At 38.4% G+C, this 19,785-nt stretch carries 14 protein-coding genes; 10 read left to right on the forward strand and 4 right to left on the reverse strand.

The window, feature by feature from the left end; translation table 11 throughout:
- Nucleotides 1-162 precede the first annotated feature (162 nt).
- A complete protein-coding gene (locus EYS08_RS21340) occupies nt 163-1,830 on the forward strand; it encodes a beta-N-acetylhexosaminidase (protein WP_131032013.1) in 1,668 nt (555 codons plus the stop codon).
- On the opposite strand, the gene EYS08_RS21345 is transcribed toward EYS08_RS21340, so the two are convergent.
- Nucleotides 1,827-2,753, reverse strand: a complete 927-nt coding sequence (locus EYS08_RS21345; RefSeq protein ID WP_131032014.1) for a helix-turn-helix transcriptional regulator — start codon at nt 2,751-2,753, stop codon at nt 1,827-1,829. The two genes, EYS08_RS21340 and EYS08_RS21345, sit on opposite strands and share 4 nt — an antisense overlap.
- 323 nt (nt 2,754-3,076) lie before the next feature.
- Here EYS08_RS21345 and EYS08_RS21350 point away from each other — a divergent pair, with 323 nt between their 5' ends.
- The 3 genes from EYS08_RS21350 to EYS08_RS21360 all read left to right on the forward strand — a co-directional run bounded on the left by EYS08_RS21350 (nt 3,077) and on the right by EYS08_RS21360 (nt 5,480).
- Nucleotides 3,077-4,582 carry an aldehyde dehydrogenase family protein gene (locus EYS08_RS21350; RefSeq protein ID WP_131032015.1) on the forward strand — a complete coding sequence of 502 codons (1,506 nt, stop codon included), beginning with the start codon at nt 3,077-3,079 and terminating at the stop codon, nt 4,580-4,582.
- Nucleotides 4,583-4,752: 170 nt separating this feature from the next.
- Nucleotides 4,753-5,127, forward strand: a complete 375-nt coding sequence (locus EYS08_RS21355; RefSeq protein ID WP_131032016.1) for a DUF779 domain-containing protein — start codon at nt 4,753-4,755, stop codon at nt 5,125-5,127.
- A gap of 140 nt (nt 5,128-5,267) precedes the next feature.
- Nucleotides 5,268-5,480, forward strand: a complete 213-nt coding sequence (locus EYS08_RS21360) for a hypothetical protein (protein ID WP_131032017.1) — start codon at nt 5,268-5,270, stop codon at nt 5,478-5,480.
- Here the strand turns inward: EYS08_RS21360 and EYS08_RS21365 are convergent.
- Nucleotides 5,470-5,871 carry a thiol-disulfide oxidoreductase DCC family protein gene (locus EYS08_RS21365; RefSeq protein WP_131032018.1) on the reverse strand — a complete coding sequence of 134 codons (402 nt, stop codon included), beginning with the start codon at nt 5,869-5,871 and terminating at the stop codon, nt 5,470-5,472. The genes EYS08_RS21360 and EYS08_RS21365 overlap by 11 nt on opposite strands.
- 365 nt (nt 5,872-6,236) lie before the next feature.
- Here EYS08_RS21365 and pyrR point away from each other — a divergent pair, with 365 nt between their 5' ends.
- The 6 genes from pyrR to EYS08_RS21395 all read left to right on the forward strand — a co-directional run bounded on the left by pyrR (nt 6,237) and on the right by EYS08_RS21395 (nt 14,715).
- Nucleotides 6,237-6,797 (forward strand): bifunctional pyr operon transcriptional regulator/uracil phosphoribosyltransferase PyrR, encoded by a 561-nt coding sequence (gene pyrR, locus EYS08_RS21370; protein WP_131032019.1) that lies wholly within the window; start codon nt 6,237-6,239, stop codon nt 6,795-6,797.
- Between the two features lie 87 nt (nt 6,798-6,884).
- Complete coding sequence (locus EYS08_RS21375) at nt 6,885-7,814, forward strand: aspartate carbamoyltransferase catalytic subunit (RefSeq protein ID WP_029279355.1); 930 nt, start codon at nt 6,885-6,887, stop codon at nt 7,812-7,814.
- Nucleotides 7,815-8,122: 308 nt separating this feature from the next.
- Nucleotides 8,123-11,146: a tetratricopeptide repeat protein gene (locus tag EYS08_RS21380; RefSeq protein ID WP_131032020.1), complete on the forward strand. Its 3,024-nt coding sequence runs from the start codon at nt 8,123-8,125 to the stop codon at nt 11,144-11,146.
- A 4-nt stretch (nt 11,147-11,150) separates the two neighbouring features.
- Nucleotides 11,151-12,848 (forward strand): porin family protein, encoded by a 1,698-nt coding sequence (locus EYS08_RS21385; protein WP_131032021.1) that lies wholly within the window; start codon nt 11,151-11,153, stop codon nt 12,846-12,848.
- Between the two features lie 303 nt (nt 12,849-13,151).
- Nucleotides 13,152-14,417, forward strand: a complete 1,266-nt coding sequence (locus tag EYS08_RS21390) for an erythromycin esterase family protein (RefSeq protein WP_131032022.1) — start codon at nt 13,152-13,154, stop codon at nt 14,415-14,417.
- 73 nt (nt 14,418-14,490) lie between these two features.
- Nucleotides 14,491-14,715, forward strand: a complete 225-nt coding sequence (locus EYS08_RS21395) for a hypothetical protein (RefSeq protein ID WP_131032023.1) — start codon at nt 14,491-14,493, stop codon at nt 14,713-14,715.
- Nucleotides 14,716-15,061: 346 nt separating this feature from the next.
- Here EYS08_RS21395 and EYS08_RS21400 read toward each other — a convergent pair whose 3' ends face one another.
- Nucleotides 15,062-16,657 carry a SusD/RagB family nutrient-binding outer membrane lipoprotein gene (locus EYS08_RS21400; RefSeq protein WP_131032024.1) on the reverse strand — a complete coding sequence of 532 codons (1,596 nt, stop codon included), beginning with the start codon at nt 16,655-16,657 and terminating at the stop codon, nt 15,062-15,064.
- Between the two features lie 7 nt (nt 16,658-16,664).
- Nucleotides 16,665-19,766 (reverse strand): SusC/RagA family TonB-linked outer membrane protein, encoded by a 3,102-nt coding sequence (locus tag EYS08_RS21405; protein ID WP_131032025.1) that lies wholly within the window; start codon nt 19,764-19,766, stop codon nt 16,665-16,667.
- Between the last annotated feature and the right edge of the window lie 19 nt (nt 19,767-19,785).

Consider the following 19,785-nt stretch of genomic DNA (forward strand, 5'->3'; position numbering starts at 1 on the left):
ATTCAATCTTTTTGGTGTTCTGTCATGCTGAGCTTGTCGAAGCACTTAATCAAAAAGGATTTCCCTCCCATCGGGTTTATGTAACAAAGTACTTCGCTTTACCAAACCTTTTCCTTTCAAACGTCTATTATTATTACTTTTGAAAAGAAAATTCCCCTTATAATGAATAAATTTATCTTTTTATTTTTAACCTTAATTGCTTTTAAGCTTTCTGCTCAGGAAGTAAACTTAATTCCATTACCTGTTAAACTTGAGATAAAACAACAAGCTGTTCCATTTAAAATAGATAGCACAACGGCTATATATTCAAATGATCCTTTAACTTATTCATCAATAGAATTTCTGCAGGATTACCTTGAGAAAAATTATCAAATTAAACTCAAGCAATATAACAATCCCGATATTAATCGAGGTAACGTTATCAAATTAATCGTTGATAAAAAAATATCAACCCATAAAGAATATCTACTTAACGTAACTGATAAATCTATTATCATAGGAGCAAGCTCAGATACTGCTATTTTTCAGGCGATCCAAACGCTAATTCAATTATTGCCACCAGAAAAAAATACTGTTTTAAATATTCCAGCCCTTTCGATCACCGATTACCCCCGCTTCGCGTACCGGGGCATGCATCTGGATGTAAGCCGCCATTTTTTCGATGTAGCATTTGTAAAACAGTACATCGATTATTTAGCGCTTCACAAAATGAATTATTTTCACTGGCATTTAACAGATGATCATGGCTGGCGGATTGAAATCAAAAAATACCCAAAGCTCACTGAAATTGGAGCATGGAGAAATGGAAGCATTATTGGCTTATGGCCCGGACAAGGAAATGAGCATATAAAATATCAGGTTCTACCAACGGAAGTAAAAATTACGCCAAAAAATGCCGTTATTAAAACTGATGGTATCCGTCACGGTGGTTATTACACACAAGAACAAATTAAAGATGTGGTAGATTATGCGGCTAGACGTTACATCACCATCATTCCAGAAATAGAAATGCCTGCACACAGCATGGCCTTATTGGCTGCTTACCCAGAGCTGGGAACAACGCCAGATAAAAAATACGAGGTTGCAGAAACCTGGGGAATGATGAACAAATATAACAATGTACTCCAAGCTTCTGATACAACTTTTAAGTTTCTGGAAAATGTATTAACTGAGGTAATGGCTTTGTTCCCCTCGCAATACATCCACATTGGTGGCGATGAAGCCTCAAAAATATGGTGGAAGCAATCTGCTGTTTCGCAACAGATTATGAGAGCCAATGGTTTGAAAAATGAAAGTGAGCTACAGAGTTATTTCATCCGCAGGATGGAAAAATTTGTGAACAGCAAAGGCAAAACCATTATCGGCTGGAACGAAATTTTACAGGGCGGTTTAGCCCCTAACGCAGTTGTAATGAGCTGGCAAGGCGAAAAAGGTGGTATCGACGCTGCAAAACAAAACCACAAAGCCATTATGACGCCCGAAAATAATATGTACTTTAACCATGGGCAGTTCGTAAAAGAAGATAGCCTGGCTGCAAATAAGTTCTCGCCCTTAATAGATGTTTACAATTATGAACCCATACCAGCCGAACTCACTGCTGAGCAGGCTAAATACATTTGGGGTGCACAGGGCTGTTTATGGAGCGAGTATATTACCAATCCGGCAAAAGTACAATACCTGCTTTTTCCAAGATTAGATGCTTTGAGCGAAATTTTGTGGAGTCCCAAAGAAAAGCGGAATTATCCAGATTTTCAAAAAAGGTTAAAAACACAGTTTAAACGCTACGATTTAATGGGAATAACCTACTCCAAAAGGTATTTAGAAAATTAGTGGATTAGCTGATTTGCCACCTGCAATTGATATGCACCCGGCGTAATCCCAACCATCTTTTTAAATGCCCTGATAAAGTAATTGGCATCACTAAAACCTAGCTCGTAACTTATTGAGGCTACCTTAGCCCCAGGTTGGGCGAGTAAAAGCTTGGCTTTGTTTATCTTTTCGGTTAGAATAAAATCGTTAGGGCTGATGCCGAGCTCACGTTTAAACAATCGGTAAAATGTGGCTTTGCTCATACAGGCCTTATCACTCAGGCTATTGATACTGATCTTCTCGTTCAGGTTTGTTTTAATATAGTTTAGTACAAAAGCTAAGGGGTTTTGGTTCAGGTTATAGCCGTCATCGCTAATCGTTTTTAGGTTCTGGGTCTGCATAATGCGCACCAGCAATTCTTTCAAAGTTAAATCGGCCAAAACATCTTTTTCTTTTGTTCGTTCTGAGCAGATCCTGATAACTTTATTAATGAGATAGGCAATCTCTTCATTGTTATAAAAATGGTATTCATCATAATTTAGCAGCCATTTTTCATTGCTACCTGCTTTTGGGAAAAACTCGTTTAAGTAAGCAATTGTTTTTTGGATCTGCTCGTGATCAATGGCCAAAGCAATACACTGCGTAGGATTAAGATTAGAAGCTTCAGGAAAATCAATTTCCATGGTAACGGCCGGCGGAACAATAACGGTTTGACCAGGAAAATAATCAAAGCCTTTCTTATCAAACAAATGCATTATTTTTTTGCCCCTCAGCATACTCGTAATTACAAAATCGTTAAAAGTAAGCGGCACTCTATACGATTCGGTGTAAGTTTCGAAAACATTTAATTCGCAGCGCTCTAAGGTATAAGAGGTTCTATTCTCTACCAAAGTTTGCAACGTTTCCGAAGCACTGAGCTTTACCTGATCTAATGTATGTTGCATAAACCGAAATAATCTGGTTAGAAATATTTGCTATAAATCAAATATAATTATTTCATCTAGTTATATTGTAACGGCAAAAACCTATTATAGCTGATACACGACTCAATCCCCATTTATCGGCTGCATAACACAATATGGTTACACAACCTGAAACGATAGTGCTATCAGTTGATCCGATTATACTATCTGCTCCATCCGCTTTGCCATTAGGTTTGTATTAACCAAATCTTATAACTGCAAAAATCATGATGAGCAATCTCTTTAAAATCCTATACCTAAACTGCTCATGATGGCTTTTAAAAATTTAATAATCAATAATAATTATGGAAAATTTAATTGAAAAACCGTCATTCAAAACCCATTACGATAACTATATCGGAGGGAAATTTGTAGCGCCCGTTAAAGGTGCTTACTTCGATAATATTTCACCGATTGATGGAAAAGTATTTACAAAAGCAGCACACTCCACCAAAGAAGATTTAGAATTAGCCGTAAATGCCGCACATGAAGCATTTAAAACCTGGAGCAAAACCTCTTCTACCGAAAGAAGCATCATTTTGAACAAAATTGCACAACGGATGGAAGACAACCTCGAATACCTGGCAACGGTTGAAACCATAGATAATGGAAAAGCGGTTAGAGAAACCTTAGCGGCCGATTTACCCTTGGGTATAGACCATTTCAGATATTTTGCTGGTGTAATCCGTGCCGAAGAAGGTTCATTATCAGAACTCGATCAAAATACAGTTTCATTGATCGTACACGAGCCGATTGGTGTAGTGGCGCAGATTATTCCCTGGAATTTCCCATTGTTAATGGGCATCTGGAAACTAGCGCCTGCCCTCGCCGCAGGAAACTGTGTGGTTTTAAAACCGGCAGAAAGCACACCTGTTTCGATTATGGTTTTAATGGAATTAATCGGCGATTTATTGCCTCCGGGCGTGGTAAATGTGGTAAACGGTTTTGGTGCTGAACTTGGACGTGCCTTAGTAACCAATCCTAAAATTTCAAAAGCAGCATTTACGGGCTCTACCCCTACGGGCAGATTGGTAATGCAATATGCAACCGAAAATATTATCCCGGTTACACTCGAACTTGGTGGGAAATCACCAAATATATTTTTCAGTTCGGTGATGGCCGAAGATGATGCTTTTCTAGATAAAGCTGTAGAAGGGGCTGTAATGTTTGCTTTAAACCAAGGCGAAATTTGTACCTGCCCATCTCGTTTATTGATCCAGGAGGATATTTATGAAAAATTTATTGCAAAGGTAATCGAGCGAACCAAAGCAATAAAAATAGGTAGTCCGTTAGATAGAACAGTGATGATGGGTGCCCAGGCCTCTAAAATACAGTTCGAAAAAATTGCTGCTTACATTAAGCTAGGTAGGGAAGAAGGTGCTGAAGTTTTAACTGGAGGAGAAATTAATGAATTACCAGGCGAACTTGGTGGTGGCTACTACATCAAACCAACCATCTTTAAAGGCCACAATAAAATGAGGATTTTTCAGGAGGAAATTTTTGGTCCGGTATTGGCCGTTACCACTTTCAAAACAGTAGAAGAAGCAATTGAAATTGCAAACGATACTTTGTATGGTTTAGGTGCTGGTGTATGGACACGCGATGCGCATGAGCTTTATCAGGTACCGCGAGCCATTCAAGCAGGTCGTGTTTGGGTAAACCAATACCATACTTATCCGGCAGGTGCTCCTTTTGGTGGCTATAAACAATCGGGTGTGGGCAGAGAAAACCACAAAATGATGTTGGGCCACTACCGTCAGACCAAAAATATGCTTATTTCTTATGATAAAAATAAATTAGGTTTCTTTTAGTTAGTTTGAAAGGCTGCATCATAAATAGAATTGTCATCCTGAGGCTGTCGAAGGACTGAATTAAATCTGCATTGGCAAAACGTTTCGACAAGCTCAACGTGACAATTCGAGTTGAATTTTATACTACAGCTTCTTTCTAAAAATCCATTTCAAACCTAAAAAAACCGATCATGATCAAGCGAATAGACAGTACAGAAAAAGCAAAAGAGTTAATTGCGGTACTTAAAGAAAAGCATGGGGAGCTCATGTTTTACCAGGCTGGCGGATGTTGTGAGGGTACACAGCCCCAATGTTTTGAAAAGGGAGGTTATTACCTGCGCATGCGCGATGTTTGTTTGGGCGAAGTTGAAGATTGCGAATTTTGGGTAGATAGAGACCTCTTCGAATATTGGAAATTCTCGCACTTTACTTTAGATGTATTAGATGGATTTGGTGTAGGTGGTTTTTCTTTAGAAACCCCGCTTCAAAAAACGTTCAAAATTCATTACAGATTGTTCTCTGAAGAAGAACTAAAAAACCTTGAGCCCGTTAAAACGGCAGACTAATTTTCATTTATTTAGTTAAATTAAGTCAGTTTGGAGAAATCCGACTGACTTTTTTGTTTTCTACTAGGTCGAACTGAATTTAGTTCATCATCTTTCTTGTTTTTAAAAATTAATGCAATCTTTGCATTAAAAAATTAACCATGCGTAAACTATTTGCCGTCCTTTCTACTATCCTAACCATATTTGCCATTAAAGAAACGGTTTATGTATTTACTTCTACTGATGCAGACATGGTTAAGCAAAAAGCAATTATGATTGTAATTGCTTTAAGCATTACTATACCGTTAATCATTTTAACACTTTGGCTTTGGTCGCCGGGCAGAAAGAAAAATGGTAACAAAGTTAAGCTATAAACTTACCTTTCAACTCGGGTGTTGGAACCCAACAACTCTCCTGCCTGCCCCACCATCTGTAACGGTTTTTGGCAATAATATCGTAAACCCAATCGCGGATAAATTTAGGAATGATGATAAATGCATAAAGAAGTGGAATTAATCCATTAAGTTTTCGGGCTACACGCAATGCCGCTGAAGATCTAGTATAGAGTTTTCCATCTTCCAGCAATAAAATCGTATTTAACTTTTCTAAATCAGCATTAAATTGCGGTAGAATTTCTTTGGCGTAATAACCTTGTAGTGCAGTAAACTTAAACTGATCTTTTTTATCGTGCGCAATAACAAATTGAACCGATGCATTACAAAGATTACAAACACCATCGAAAAAGATTATTGGTTGCTGAATCATATGCTATAAAAATAAAGCTTTTTAATAAAAAAAATATCTTAGGAATGTCGAATTAACATTAATTGATAAGTGGAGACAGAAATATTTGACGAATATAACAGGTAGGTTTTTGACTCGGAATAATTGCAGAAACTGACCGCTAAACCGAGTAGAAATGGCAGCTCGCGATTGAAAATCGGGATTACAGTGTACAGCCGGACCAATATTGAGATGAAAAACAGCTATTGCTTTCCAAAGACATTGCAAAAAGAAAAAACGATTTTTAAATGTTGTAACTGAACAATTTAACAGTGTAACTATAAAACAATCTATCTTCAACTTTCTTACCTTAAAACATTTTTATATATTTGCCCAATCCTTCTTCAATGCAAAAGAAAACACTTCTTGACGGACAAAAAATTCAGATTACAATTAAGAGGCTCTGCCATCAATTAATTGAAAACCACGACGATTTCGCAAATACCGTTTTAATTGGCATCCAGCCGAGGGGTATTTTTTTGGCAGATCGCATTCATCAGGATCTTGAACAGATTTTAAAAAACAAGAAAATCTTGAAGGGAAACCTTGATATTACTTTTTTTAGGGATGATTTCCGCCGTAAAGACGGATTGGTTACCGCAAGCAGCAACTCAATCAATTTTATCATCGAAGGTAAAAAAGTAATCTTAATTGATGATGTACTTTGGACGGGCAGAACCATTAGGGCAGCACTTGATGCCTTGCTTGCCTATGGCCGCCCAGAGAAAGTGGAACTTTTGGTTTTAATAGACCGTAGGTTTAGCAGACATTTACCTATCGAGCCCGATTACATTGGCCATCAAGTAGATAGCTTAAATTCACAACAGGTAAAAGTAACCTGGGCGAGTGAAGGAAGTGAAGACAAAGTGATTTTAATATCGGAACCACCCTTGCCAAAATTAGCCTAAACACCTTACAAAAGGATTATTTTGGCATGGAAGCTCTATCTGACAATTAAAACAATATAATAAAACAGATAAAAATAATAAATAAAAATGGCAGCAGAAAAACTATCAACCCGACATCTTTTAGGCATTAAAGATATTAACCGGAATGATATCGAATTGATTTTCGAAACTGCAGATAATTTCAAGGAAGTGATTAACAGACCTATAAAAAAGGTTCCTTCGCTCCGTGATATAACTATTGCCAATATCTTTTTCGAAAACTCTACCCGCACAAAACTTTCGTTCGAACTTGCTGAAAAAAGGCTTTCGGCCGATGTGGTGAATTTTGCGGCCTCATCTTCATCAGTAAGCAAAGGCGAAACCCTGATCGATACTGTAAACAACATCTTATCAATGAAAGTTGATATGGTTGTGATGCGCCACCCTTATGCGGGTGCTGGTCAGTTTTTAAGTAAACATGTTAAAGCGCAGATTGTAAATGCCGGAGATGGTGCGCACGAACATCCAACACAAGCCTTACTTGATGCTTTCTCCATCCGCCAAAAATTGGGCGATGTAGCTGGCAAGAAAGTAGTAATAGTGGGCGATATCCTGCACTCACGCGTAGCCATATCGAACATCCTTTGCCTGCAGCGCTTAGGCGCAGAAGTAATGGTTTGCGGTCCTACAACATTAATTCCCAAACACATCCATCAACTTGGAGTAAAAGTTGAGCATAATTTAATTAAAGCCCTGAACTGGTGCGATGTAGCAAACATGCTGCGTATCCAGTTGGAGCGCCAGGACATTAAATATTTCCCATCGCTAAGGGAATACGCCATGATGTACGGCTTAAACAAGCAGATCTTAGATAATCTCGACAAAGAAATCATTGTAATGCACCCTGGTCCCATAAACAGAGGGGTTGAGATTACAAGCGATGTGGCCGATAGCAAACAATCGATCATTTTGGAACAGGTAGAAAACGGAGTGGCAGTAAGAATGGCCGTGCTGTATCTGTTGGCAAGTCAGGGTTAGTTTTGAGTTGAGCGTTTGGAGTTGGGAGTTCTAAGTCCGCAGTCACTAGTCAATATTGCAGAGACAAGCATAATCTATTGATAATTGTTTATTGATCATTTAACACCTCGCAAACAGTTAACCGATTTAAACGATTAACCAGTTAACCAAATCAACTGAACCAACTTACTCATTTTTCCACATTCGTTCATCCCTTAATACCAAACCAAAAATCCTATCGTTAATTTGTGTTATTAACAGATGTTAATTACTTCTGTTGATAAGCTTTGATACTATTTCTAATTTAGTACCAACCATATTTGAAACCAATGCAGAAAAAATACTTACTAATTCCGCTAATTTTAGCAGGAAGTTTTAGCACCTACGCTCAGGTTAGCGCTGTGCAAAACCTCAACAAAAACTATCAAACGGGCTTAGAGTTATTAGACAAAGAAAAATACACTGCAGCTGCACAACAGTTTAAACTTGTTGAGCTGCAACGTTATAAACCTTCTACCCAAGCGGAGAGCAACGCTGAATTATCTTTACTGAAAGAGAATGCAAAATTTTACGCTGCTGTTTGTGCACTAGAGTTAACCAATAGCGATGCCGAAAGTTTATTTCAGGCATTTATCCGCGATTATCCATTAAACCCGAACACCAAACTGGCTTATTTCTACGTTGGAAAAACTTATTTCAACCAGAAAAACTATAAAAAAGCTTTAGAATGGTTCGAAAAAACAGATCCCTCTACACTTTCGGGCAAACAAAGAAACGAATACCAGTTTAAACAAGGTTACGCCTATTTCGAACTTAAAGACTACGACAAAGCAGAACCTTTATTCGAAAAAGTTAAAAAAGAAGAGGGCGATTTTCAGGAAAGTGCCACCTACTACTTTGCTTATATCAATTACCTAAACAAAGAGTATAAAACGGCATTGGCCAACTTCGAAAAGTTAAAGGGCTCTCCTACTTATGAGGCGAGTTATCCATATTACATCACTTCGATGTATTATCTTGACGAGCGTTACGATGATGTAATCAGCTATGCTTTAGCAGCTATTCAAAAAACCAAACAGCAGTTCGAACCAGAAATGTTGAGTTTGGTGGCAGCATCGTACTTTGCAAAATCAGAGTTCAAAAATGCGGAGAAATACTTCGCAGAATATTATGCAAAAGATAAAAGCGAAACAAAAAATAACCTCTTCATATACCAATACGGGTACTCTTTGTTTCAGAATAAAAAGTATAAAGAGTCGGTTTCTGTTTTAGAAAAACTAAATACCGATGACGTTTATCTTCAAAATGGTATGCATACTTTGGGTAAAGCCTTTATCCAATTGGGCAACAAACAAAAGGCTCAGAGTGCTTTCTTCAGGGCATCACGTTTAAGTTTTGATAAAGCAATCCAGGAAGAGGCCTGGTTAAATTATGCCAAATTAAGCTACGAACTCGAATTTCATCAGCAAGCTTTAGAAGCTACACAAGGTTTCTTAAAAGCATTCCCTAAATCGCGTAAAATAAACGAAGCTAAAACTTTATTAGGCGAGGTATTATTAACTACTAAAAATTATCAGGCAGCTGTAGATATTTTAGAACCTATTCCGGATAAAACCCTGGAAGCAAAAGAAGCCTACCAGAAAGTTACCTATTTCCGCGGATTAGAGTTTTACAACGAAAGGGCTTTCCCAAATGCATTATCGATGTTTTTGCGTTCTGAGAAGTTCCCTGAAGACAACGAGATCAATGCATTAAATACCTACTGGAAAGCTGAATCGATGTACGAGCTGCGTAAGTTCGGTGAAGCAGTTACCACTTTCGAGAAATTCTTAAAAATGCCAGATGCAGATAAAACCGGTGTTTACAATTTTGCAAACTACGCACTGGCCTATGCAGCTTTCGAAGATGAAAAATACAGCAAAGCAGCTACTTATTTCGAAAAATTCCTCGCGGGTAGCGATAAAGACCAAAAAACGATTGATGATGCTACCATCCGCTTAGCCGATTCATATTTCGTAAACAAAAACTATGGTGATGCAATGGCGAATTACAACAAGATCATCAGCCGCAATACCACTTCAGAAGATTACGCCACTTTCCAAAAAGGAATGATCCAGGGATTGGAAACGCAGTATGATGCAAAAATTGTAACCATGCAGAGTTTATTAAAGGCTTTTCCAAACTCAAACTATGCAGATGATGCTGGTTTCGAAACCGCTTATACCTATTTCAATAAAGGCGATTTTGATAAATCTAAATCAGATCTGGTAGAATTGGTGGCCAAATACCCACGTAGTAGTTATGTAGCAAAAGCTTTAGTTACTATTGGTTTGGTTCAATACAACCAGGATCAGGATGATGCCGCTTTAGAATCGTTTAAAAAGGTAATCCGCGATTATCCAACTGCCGACGAGGCTAAACAGGCCATGGAATCGATCAAGAACATTTATGTAGATCGTGGCGATGCAAATGGTTTTATCACTTATGCCGCTACAACCCCACTTGGAAATTACTCGGGCTCGGAGCAAGACAATATCGTTTTTGCCGCAGCCAATAATACCTATCTAAAAGGTGATGCCAATGGTGCATTCCAGGCGATAAATGCTTATTTCGACAAATTCCCTAAAGCGATACATGAGAAAGAGGCTAAGTTTATCAGGGCAGAATCGTTGGTGAAACTGGGCAGGCCCGATGAAGCGATTCCTGATTACGAATTTATCTTAAACGATTGGACGAGCGATTACACTGAACGTTCTTTGGTAAGTATTTCAACAGTGTTCTTAAATCAGAAGAAATATAACGAAGCGATTGTTTATCTGAAAAGATTAGAAACTACAACCGATTACAAGTCGCACTATAGTTTTGCCATCAATAATTTGTTAAAGGCTTACACCGCATTAAACATGCCTGATGACATGCTTAAATACGCACAGCTGACCAAAGAATCTGAAAAAGCTTCGGAGGAAGAAAAAAACAGTTCGAGTTTATATTCGGGTAAAGCTTATTTGTTGAAAGGCGATACCACCACCGCCATAAAAGAGTTTAAAAATGTGGTGGCTAAAACAAAAACCATTGCCGCTGCCGAAGCGAAATACAATTTAGCTTTATTAGAATACAACAAAGGCGATTTCAAAACCTCATCTAAAACCTGTTTTGATCTGGTTAATAATATGGCCGCTTATGATTACTGGGTAGCGAAGGCATTTATCCTTTTATCTGATAATTATGTGGCCCTGAAAGATAATTTACAAGCAAAAAGTACTCTTCTCAGTATAATTGATAATTACGAAGGCAAGGATGATATCATCCCGACAGCCAAAGAAAAACTAGAAAAACTAAACCAGAAGAAGTAGCATTATGAAATCGATTAAATATATATATAGTTCACTGTTTTTTTTAGCTGCTGGATTAATGACTGCACAAGCGCAGGATAAAAAGGCCGATGAAAAAACAGTTGTAAACGAAGAGATTGAGGTGGTTCGTCCATATAAACCAATTTTGGCAGAAGCTGTAAAGCTGAGAAGAAGCCCGAATTTGGATGATGTAAAAACCTACAAAGCAAAATTGAACTACAGCATTTTGGATAGAAAGCTGGAGTTGAACAGCGATATCCAAAAGTTACAGGCACAAGCCTTAGCCGAAGAAAAAGAAAGCATATTGGTTAACAACTATGTAAAAGGTGCATTCGGATCGTTGGCTACCCTTTTGGGCGAAGCTTATTTTAACACCGGTAAAGATGAAGGTTTACAGGTTGGTGGATACTTTAAACATTTTAGTCAGGAAGGAAAGCTGAACAAACAAAATAGCAGCAACCAACAATTAAGTGTTTTTGGCCGCAGCATTTTAGATCAGAATACAGTAAGTGGTCGGATTAATTTTGAACGCAACGGCACTTATTTTTATGGCATAGACGATGCCAGGCCTACACTAAACCCTAATCCTGATAAACAAGCCTTAACCACCATTGAACTGGAAGGTGAACTGGTAAAAAACTTTACCGAAGATGAAGATGCTTTTAGTTATGCCTTAAAAGCCAATGCCTACATCTGGAATGATAAATTCGACGCAAAAGAAAACTACCTGAGTTTAAACGGTTATGTTAACAAACGTATTAATTCGTTAAACTTAGGTTTAGCCGCATCAACCGAATTCGGTAATAGCAAAGATGCTTTAACCAGCGTTGGCAATAATCTGTTGCGTTTAAACCCATACATCCGTTTACAGGTTAAAGGCGCTAAAATTACGGCGGGAATTAATTTCGTACAAGAATTTGGTGCTGTTAGCAGCTCTAGAATCTTCCCTGCCGTTACCGCCGATTTCACTTTAATTCCTGATTATTTACAGGTTTTCGGAGAAGTTAAAGGTGATGTAAACAGAAATTCGTTAAAAGGCTTTACTGACGAGAACCCTTGGTTAAACGGCAATATCGTGGTTAGAAACACGGTTGAAAAGTTAAGCTTCAGCGCTGGAATTAAAGGTACCGGTGGCCCGGGTTTTGGTTACAAAGCACGTGTATATGTAAAACAATTTGATGATATGCCTTTATTCATCAACAACTTTACTGATTTTAACAAATTTGATGTAATATACGATTTCGGTAAAACCAAATTAACAGGTTTAGAAGGTGAAATTTCTGTTCAGGTAAGCGATGCCTTAAAATGGACCGGTAAATTAAACATCGACGACTGGAAGCCTGCTTCAGAGACCTACTCCTGGTTTAAACCGGGTTTAAAAGTAAGCTCGAACTTTGTTTATACCTACAATAAAAAACTAAGCTTTAATGCTGCTGTTGTAATCCAGGATGATATTAAAGCAAAAGTAAACATTGCCAATCCAGTTAATCCTGATCAGTATCTAATTCCAAATCCATTGATAGAAGAAATTAAAACGGTTAAAGGTTATGTAGATTTAGGCCTTGGTGCTGATTACCGCATCAACAAAAAATTCTCTGTTTTTGCTAAAGCAAACAATATCTTAAATACAAATTACAGCAGGTACCTATACTACCAGGTAAACGGATTTAATATTTTCGGAGGATTAACGTATTCGTTTTAAGCGATAAAATCGTAAAATTCATTTTTTAATCTGGATATATGCCTTTAAGTTTAACCTTAAAGGCATATTTTGTTTGTAGGCTTAGAGATGGCCGATCATCAGTAAACAACTTTAAGATAATTATTTTCACAAAGAATTATTAATAGCTATTCTCTTAATTGAACAACATTAATATTATTATGATTTCGACTATATTCACTCTAATTAGTAAAATTTGAGAGAAGCTTGATATATAAATAAAGCTTTTCTATAATCATATCCGCAATATCCATACACCTATCAAAACTGATCAAATAACAAAATATGCTAAACCGATTACTACCCTTCGTATTCATTTTAATTATTTTTTCGTCTTGCGCGCAAAAAGATATAAAACTGTTTGTAGCAGAAGAACGGATTGATATCCAGACCATATCGCCAGATTCAACTGATTTCTCTGAATTGCAGGCCATTGGAAAAGCGATTGGTAATTCCAGGGTGGTGATGTTAGGCGAACAGGATCATGGCGACTCGCCAACTTTTCTAGCGAAAACAAGATTAGTTAAATATCTTCATGAACAGAAAGGATTCAATGTTTTGGCCTTTGAGAGTGACTTTTTTGCATTGAATGAGGGCTGGGATCGACTGGAAAAACAAAAGTCTAAAATTGATCCTTTCCTCTTAAACAATATTTTTAGTATATGGACCAAATGTAATTCCTGCGATGACCTATTTTACCATTATGTGTCAAAAACTTTTAGCGATAAAAAGCCACTTATCATATCTGGTTTTGATAATCAAGTACATGGGCTTTATAGCAGAGAAAAGCTGAAAACATTTCTTGATAATTATCTGAAAAGTAAGAAGATAAACTACACGAACAGTAAAAAATATAAAATAGATTTTCTTTCCTTTATCGACTCAATAACGTATAATAAAAATCTTCAAAAACAGCGAAATTTTAAGGAAGCATTACAACAAATTAACCGTGAACTTTCCGTAACTGATACGACCACTTTTGAAACCATGCTACTTAAAAGCTTAAACGCCTTAACGAAAAGTGAGATTTCTTTTTTAAGCAAGGGTAGTGATTACAACCAAATTAGAGATAAACAAATGGCCGAAAATTTAAAATGGCTCTTAAAATACAAGTTTCCAAAAGAAAAAATAATTGTTTGGGCGCATAATGCGCATATCCTTAAACATCCCGAACTAATAAAAAAATCGAAACGGCCTAATGGAGATGAGATGAAAACGATGGGCAATTTTTTCACAGCGGATCAACAGCTTAACGAACAAACTTATATCTTAGGTTTTAACTCTAGAGTTGGAACCTCCGGTATAGTTACCATCGACAAAAAGTATCCTGCAGATCCACCAGCGAAGAATAGTTTCGAAACCTGGATTCCTGAAACTGTTCCCTATTCTTTTGTAAACTTTAAGCAGTTTCGTGAAGAAAATCCAGGCAATAAAAAACATTTTCTGATGAAGGGTGTGTATCATTTTACTGATTCTGCATCGTGGACGGATATTTACGATGGCATTTTTTATATTCGGGAGATGTATCCTTGTGCCTTAGTGGTTAAATAAATTATAAAAAAACCGCTTTTTACGATAATAGTTTCACAAAAGAACAAGATCAATCCTTTTAGAATACGCTCCAATGAAAATATTTAATGTAAAACCCATCACAATAAGTGAGTACATCTATAATGATGAATTTCTTGCAGAAAGCCAAATAGATTGGGGTTATTCATCAGGTTTTGAAATTACCGGAGAGAAAGTTGGAGAAATAAACACCATGTTCATCACCTTTGACATCCTTTACTGTGTAGACGCGATCTCAGATGATAAAGAAGTTGTTAGCCCCACTGGGCCAAACACATGAGACATTAACGTTTCATTTTCAATTGGCGACGAGGTATTTATCTCTTACAAAAGTTCTTGTCAGTTTAACTTTGAAAATGAAGGCTTTGATGCAGATCTAGCTTCCTTAACTGATTTTTTAAGAGATTATCAAGCGCATACCAGATCATTTTTTAGTCAATACGGGTATAAGCCCTTAATCCTAATAGAAGAGGGTACGCGAAAACAACAGCCTCTAATTGCCGATGCCAAATTAGCCATCGAAAACTTACGTGCAAACAATATGTATGAGTTTTAATGCCACTGCTTCAACTATAAAACCGCTCTTATCTTGTAAGACATCTTTGATCAGGCCTGTCTCCGATTGATTACTTATCCCACCAAACCCTTGAGGTAAGCACATCGCCTCCAGCTATTCTTGCTACAGCATCTTTATAGTTTTGGGGGTTGTTCAGCACCTCTGTTGAAAGATAAATCATCCGCCTCGGAATGGTGCCATTGGTAACGTTACCTTTATAATTGATGGGAGTAAGTTTAGGGAAATCGCTTCTTTTCCAGTTTAGCCAGGCTTCTATAAAATTAAAATTGGTACCGGTAGCTACCCAGTATTGCACATTTATGCTGCTTAATGCGCTTTGTGTACTGCTTTCATCAAGCGGGTTCTGGTTTACAAATGCAGTAATTTTATTGGCATCAACCGCAGCTAATGGATCCAGCTGTGCAAGCGATTGGATTGCGCCGGTTAAGCCATTGGTGTAGTGCAGGTTTGCGGTTCCATTTATATTCCATCCCCTCACTTTAGCCTCTGCAAGCAAGAATTCAATTTCAGCGTAACTCAGGATAAAAATTGGACCACCTAGTTTAAGGTACATCGCGGTGCGTGGTCTGGAATACTTTCCGAGCGGGGCAAAATCGCTTCCGGTACCTGTGCCTCCTGGGTAATTTGGCGAAAGGCTAATATCAGTTGCCCCACCCTGTAGATCAAATCCATTAGGCATACCCAACTGAACAGCTGCATCGGTATTTCCGTTTAGGTTCTGATCGGCATTTTTGGCTAGCCCGTCTTTTGGTACCTCGCCAATTATACTTAACCTGGGGTCATTGGTATTTTTTAACTGATCGATTAATGTTTTACTCCAACGCACTTCCAAATAGTCGGAAAATGTTCTTAAAGCAAGCGATGTTCCATTCTGGCTGTTAAAAGAAGAAGCATCGGTTAACAGGATCGCATTATCGTTTATGCCTGTAAAAGTTTTATCAGCAGCTTTCTCTACCCAGAGCCTTGCCTTTTCCGGGTCGACTTTGATTAAGCGCATCGCAATCCTGAGCATTAGCGAGTAGCCAAACTTTTTCCACTTGCTTATATCGCCTTTATAAAAAAGATCAGCCGTTGGTCCGGGTTTTTCGGAGTCCAGTTGTGCTGTAGCCGTTTCGAGGTCGTTCAGCATTTGGGCATAAATATCTTCCTGGCGGTCGTAAACGGGATATTTAATCCCTTGCATGGCTTTAACAGCCTGCGTATAGGGCACATCACCATAGGTATCGGTAATCCGTTGCAAAATCAACACAAACATAATATCACCAATCGCAATCAGGTTTTTATAGGCCGCTGGATCTTTTAATCTGGCCAGTCGTTGCATCTCTCTGATGTAAGAGGCATCGGCATAACCTTCGTCAAAAATCCGGCCCTGATAATCGGTAAAGCTGCCTACATTGATGTATTTATCACCATTGTTGTAATAATAATAAGTTGAGGCAAGCAACTGCATCATAGTACTCTGATACAGAAGCTGGTAATAGCCCAAATTGGCATATTTTAACTGTGCCTGTGCAAGCAAGCTGTTGGGATCATAATTGTCTTCTGTGAGTTTGGTTGGATCGGTATTGATTTCATCCAGCTTTTCCTTAGAACAACTGCCCATTAAAGCCAGGAAAAACGCACCCAAAACACACAACTTTCTCATGTCCATGTTATTTGAATTTAAAATTAAAATTAACCCCAAATGTACGTGTTGCAGGCAATGAAGCCCCTTCTATCCCGGCATAACCCAATGTTGGCGAGAACTGCGACTCAGGATCAATATTTTTAGTGTATTTAAGCAAAGTAAACAGGTTCCGCGCGACCATATCTATCCCTATACTACTAAAAGGTGTTCTTTTTAAAAAACGTTCGCTAAAAGAATAACCTAATGTGGCCTGCCTCAGCTTGATAAAACTGCCATTGAGTACCGATAATGCAGAAATATTGGTGGCCAGTTCAGGATAATAGGCATAAGCGGGAATGTTAATGGTATTTTTTTGCCCATTTTCTAACACGCCATCGGCCACAATCCCTGTCTCCCTACCCACTAAAGTTCCCTTATTTAAGCCAAGCACATAGCTGTAATATTCTGTTGCTGATAGGATTTTATTGCCAAAGCGATAATCGATCAAAAAGGAAAAACTAAACTGTTTATAGCTAAAACTGTTGGTTATCCCTCCATATAAAGTAGGCATGGTGCCGCCCATAGGAATAAAATTACCCCGCTTAGGTATGCCATCCGATCCGATAATGATGTTTCCATTAGCATCCCGCAGATAATCGTAGGCCATAATCTGCGTAATCGGTTTACCAACCACCAGCGCAGTATTGGCATTTAATGGCCGATAGGTACCTGTCAGGGTATAATTACTGTTACCATCGATAGAAAGCAGGGTATTCTTTACCTTGGTCATGTTAAAGTTGACCTGCCATTTGCCCGTTGTTGTAAGCAAGGGCGTATAGCCTAAAGCCAGTTCTATCCCTGTGTTCCGGGTTTCGCCAAGGTTAACATAGGCGGAGGTAAAACCTGTGGTAACCGATTGTTTTGCATTGATGATTTCGTTGTGTGTAATGCGATTGAAATAGGTAAAATCGACATCCAAACGGCTATTGAAAAATTTAAGGTCGAGGCCTGCCTCTATTTCATTCAGGGTAAATGGCTTTAAATTGTAATTGGGTAAATCGCCGGAAAAACCACCTACAGGCACGCCGTTTACCTGATTATCTACGGTATAATAGATTTGTGTGGTGTATGGAACGATGGGTTCGCCACTTGTTTTTGCAAAATCCAACCGCAATTTACCAAAATCGAGGGCTTTCAAATTCAACAGATCTGAAAAAATAAAACTGCCCGATATGCCAGGTACAAATATGCCCCGGTTGTTAGCAGGCAAGGTAGAATAGATATCGTAACGTCCGGTAATGGAGAAGTTAAGATAACGCTGATAGCTGAGATCGGCAGTGTAATAAGCCGATTCGGTTACAATTCTGGAGATGGCCAGTGTCTTGGTACTGGTAATCAGATTTTCTGGAACATAGAGATACGGCACTTTAAACTGCGATCCTTTCAGTTTTTCGGTATTGCCCTTTCTTTCGCGATAATTTGCGCCCATTGAAAATTCGAGGTTCAATTTATCGCTCAGATTTCTGGTTGCACTGAATAAAATATCGCTATTGAGTTCTGAAGTATGGTTTTGATCATAGGCGTTCATTCCGCCCTGCCTGTTAATGGAAAACGCAGTCCCTGTAGGTAAAATACTCACCACTTCATCTTTACTCGAGTCGTAGCCAATTCTGCCCTGCAATGATGCCCAGCTGGCCAACCTATATTTTAATACAGCAGATGTGATATAACGGTTTCTATTGGCATAATCAGCCTGTTTGTTCATTAAAAAATAAGGATTAGTTTTATATTCATCCGCATTCCAACGCGTTTCAAAACCTGTTTCAGCATCAAAACCAGGGGCTAAGATCGATTGATCTAAACTGGTGGCCAAAGCTGAAATACCATAATTTGCATTTAAAGGGCCATCGCTGAGGTAGCTTTTGTTTTTGTTCCTTTCGTAAATGTAATTACCGGTGAAGCTCAATGATATTTTAGGGCTTAGCGCTACTTTACCATAAAAATTTAACGTTTTCCGGTTCAAAGCTCCATTGCTTAAAACAGAATTGTAATCTAAATTGGAAACTGAAACACGATAGTTGTTATTGGTATTTCCACCAACCAACGACAGCGTATTAATAAAGGCCGGGGCGGTACGGTAAAAAGTCTGGATGTTATTTTTAACAGGAGCATAAGGGCGCATAGAGCCATCTACCTGAGGGCTTAATTTACCGTCCATAAGTTCTCCCCAGCTCAACAAACCCGTGGTAATTGCATTGTACAGATCGGCAGGACGTTTATTTTGTGTACCCTGACCGTATAAATATTGAAAATCGGTAGAATTAACCGGCACATCGAAGGCCAGGTTTGCATTGTACTCCAGCCTTGGTCCGGTATTTTCTCCACCGCTTTTCAGGTTGATGAGGATTACACCATTTGCAGCCCTGGCGCCATATAAAGCCGAAGCAGCAGAACCTTTCAATATCGTAATGGTTTCAATATCATCTGGATTGATGTTACTAATGCCGTCGCCATAATCTGCCCCGCCATATTCATTTGCACTTCCACGAATGCTGTTATCAATGGGTACACCATTTACGATAAATAACGGAGAGGCAGCAGTCATACTGGAAACACCACGGATGAGTACGCGTGCCGCAGATCCTGGGCCACCGTTTACACCAGTAATGTTAAGTCCCGCTACCCTACCCTGTAGCGCCATAATCATATTACTTTCTCTTGCCTTGGTGATTGAAGAACCCTGAATGGTAGTTAAGGCATAGCCAACTTTATGATTGTCTTTTTCGATACCCAAAGCCGTAATTACAACCTCTTTTAAAAAACGGACACTATCAGAACCCATTTTTTCTTCGTCATTTTTTCTGATTACGATTAAATTATTCGGCAAAAGAGAATAGGCATAACCACTGTTGAGCAGCAATTGATCGATCACCTTTATGGCCTCCTCTTCTTCTACCTTGATTGATACCTGATGTTTAGGAATTTTAGATTCGCTGTAGGCGAAATGATAAACAGTTTGTTGTTGTATGGTTTCTACAACCTGCTCAAAATTTGCTCTGGTAAAATTTAAGGTAACTTTAGTTTGTGCATTGGCACATAGCGGAAAAATCAATCCAATTAACCATATGATTCTCTGCGCACAATTCATGGCTACAAATATACATTGC

The organism is Pedobacter kyonggii (assembly GCF_004310665.1).
Lineage (GTDB): Bacteria > Bacteroidota > Bacteroidia > Sphingobacteriales > Sphingobacteriaceae > Pedobacter > Pedobacter kyonggii.

Excerpts from the sequence above, each read along its gene's own strand:
- EYS08_RS21340 (WP_131032013.1), top strand. The coding sequence starts at position 163 with ATGAATAAATTTATCTTTTTATTTTTAACCTTAATTGCTTTTAAGCTT.
- EYS08_RS21345 (WP_131032014.1), bottom strand. The coding sequence starts at position 2,753 with ATGCAACATACATTAGATCAGGTAAAGCTCAGTGCTTCGGAAACGTTG.
- EYS08_RS21350 (WP_131032015.1), top strand. The coding sequence starts at position 3,077 with ATGGAAAATTTAATTGAAAAACCGTCATTCAAAACCCATTACGATAAC.
- EYS08_RS21355 (WP_131032016.1), top strand. The coding sequence starts at position 4,753 with ATGATCAAGCGAATAGACAGTACAGAAAAAGCAAAAGAGTTAATTGCG.
- EYS08_RS21360 (WP_131032017.1), top strand. The coding sequence starts at position 5,268 with ATGCGTAAACTATTTGCCGTCCTTTCTACTATCCTAACCATATTTGCC.
- EYS08_RS21365 (WP_131032018.1), bottom strand. The coding sequence starts at position 5,871 with ATGATTCAGCAACCAATAATCTTTTTCGATGGTGTTTGTAATCTTTGT.
- pyrR (WP_131032019.1), top strand. The coding sequence starts at position 6,237 with ATGCAAAAGAAAACACTTCTTGACGGACAAAAAATTCAGATTACAATT.
- EYS08_RS21375 (WP_029279355.1), top strand. The coding sequence starts at position 6,885 with ATGGCAGCAGAAAAACTATCAACCCGACATCTTTTAGGCATTAAAGAT.
- EYS08_RS21380 (WP_131032020.1), top strand. The coding sequence starts at position 8,123 with ATGCAGAAAAAATACTTACTAATTCCGCTAATTTTAGCAGGAAGTTTT.
- EYS08_RS21385 (WP_131032021.1), top strand. The coding sequence starts at position 11,151 with ATGAAATCGATTAAATATATATATAGTTCACTGTTTTTTTTAGCTGCT.
- EYS08_RS21390 (WP_131032022.1), top strand. The coding sequence starts at position 13,152 with ATGCTAAACCGATTACTACCCTTCGTATTCATTTTAATTATTTTTTCG.
- EYS08_RS21395 (WP_131032023.1), top strand. The coding sequence starts at position 14,491 with ATGAAAATATTTAATGTAAAACCCATCACAATAAGTGAGTACATCTAT.
- EYS08_RS21400 (WP_131032024.1), bottom strand. The coding sequence starts at position 16,657 with ATGAGAAAGTTGTGTGTTTTGGGTGCGTTTTTCCTGGCTTTAATGGGC.
- EYS08_RS21405 (WP_131032025.1), bottom strand. The coding sequence starts at position 19,766 with ATGAATTGTGCGCAGAGAATCATATGGTTAATTGGATTGATTTTTCCG.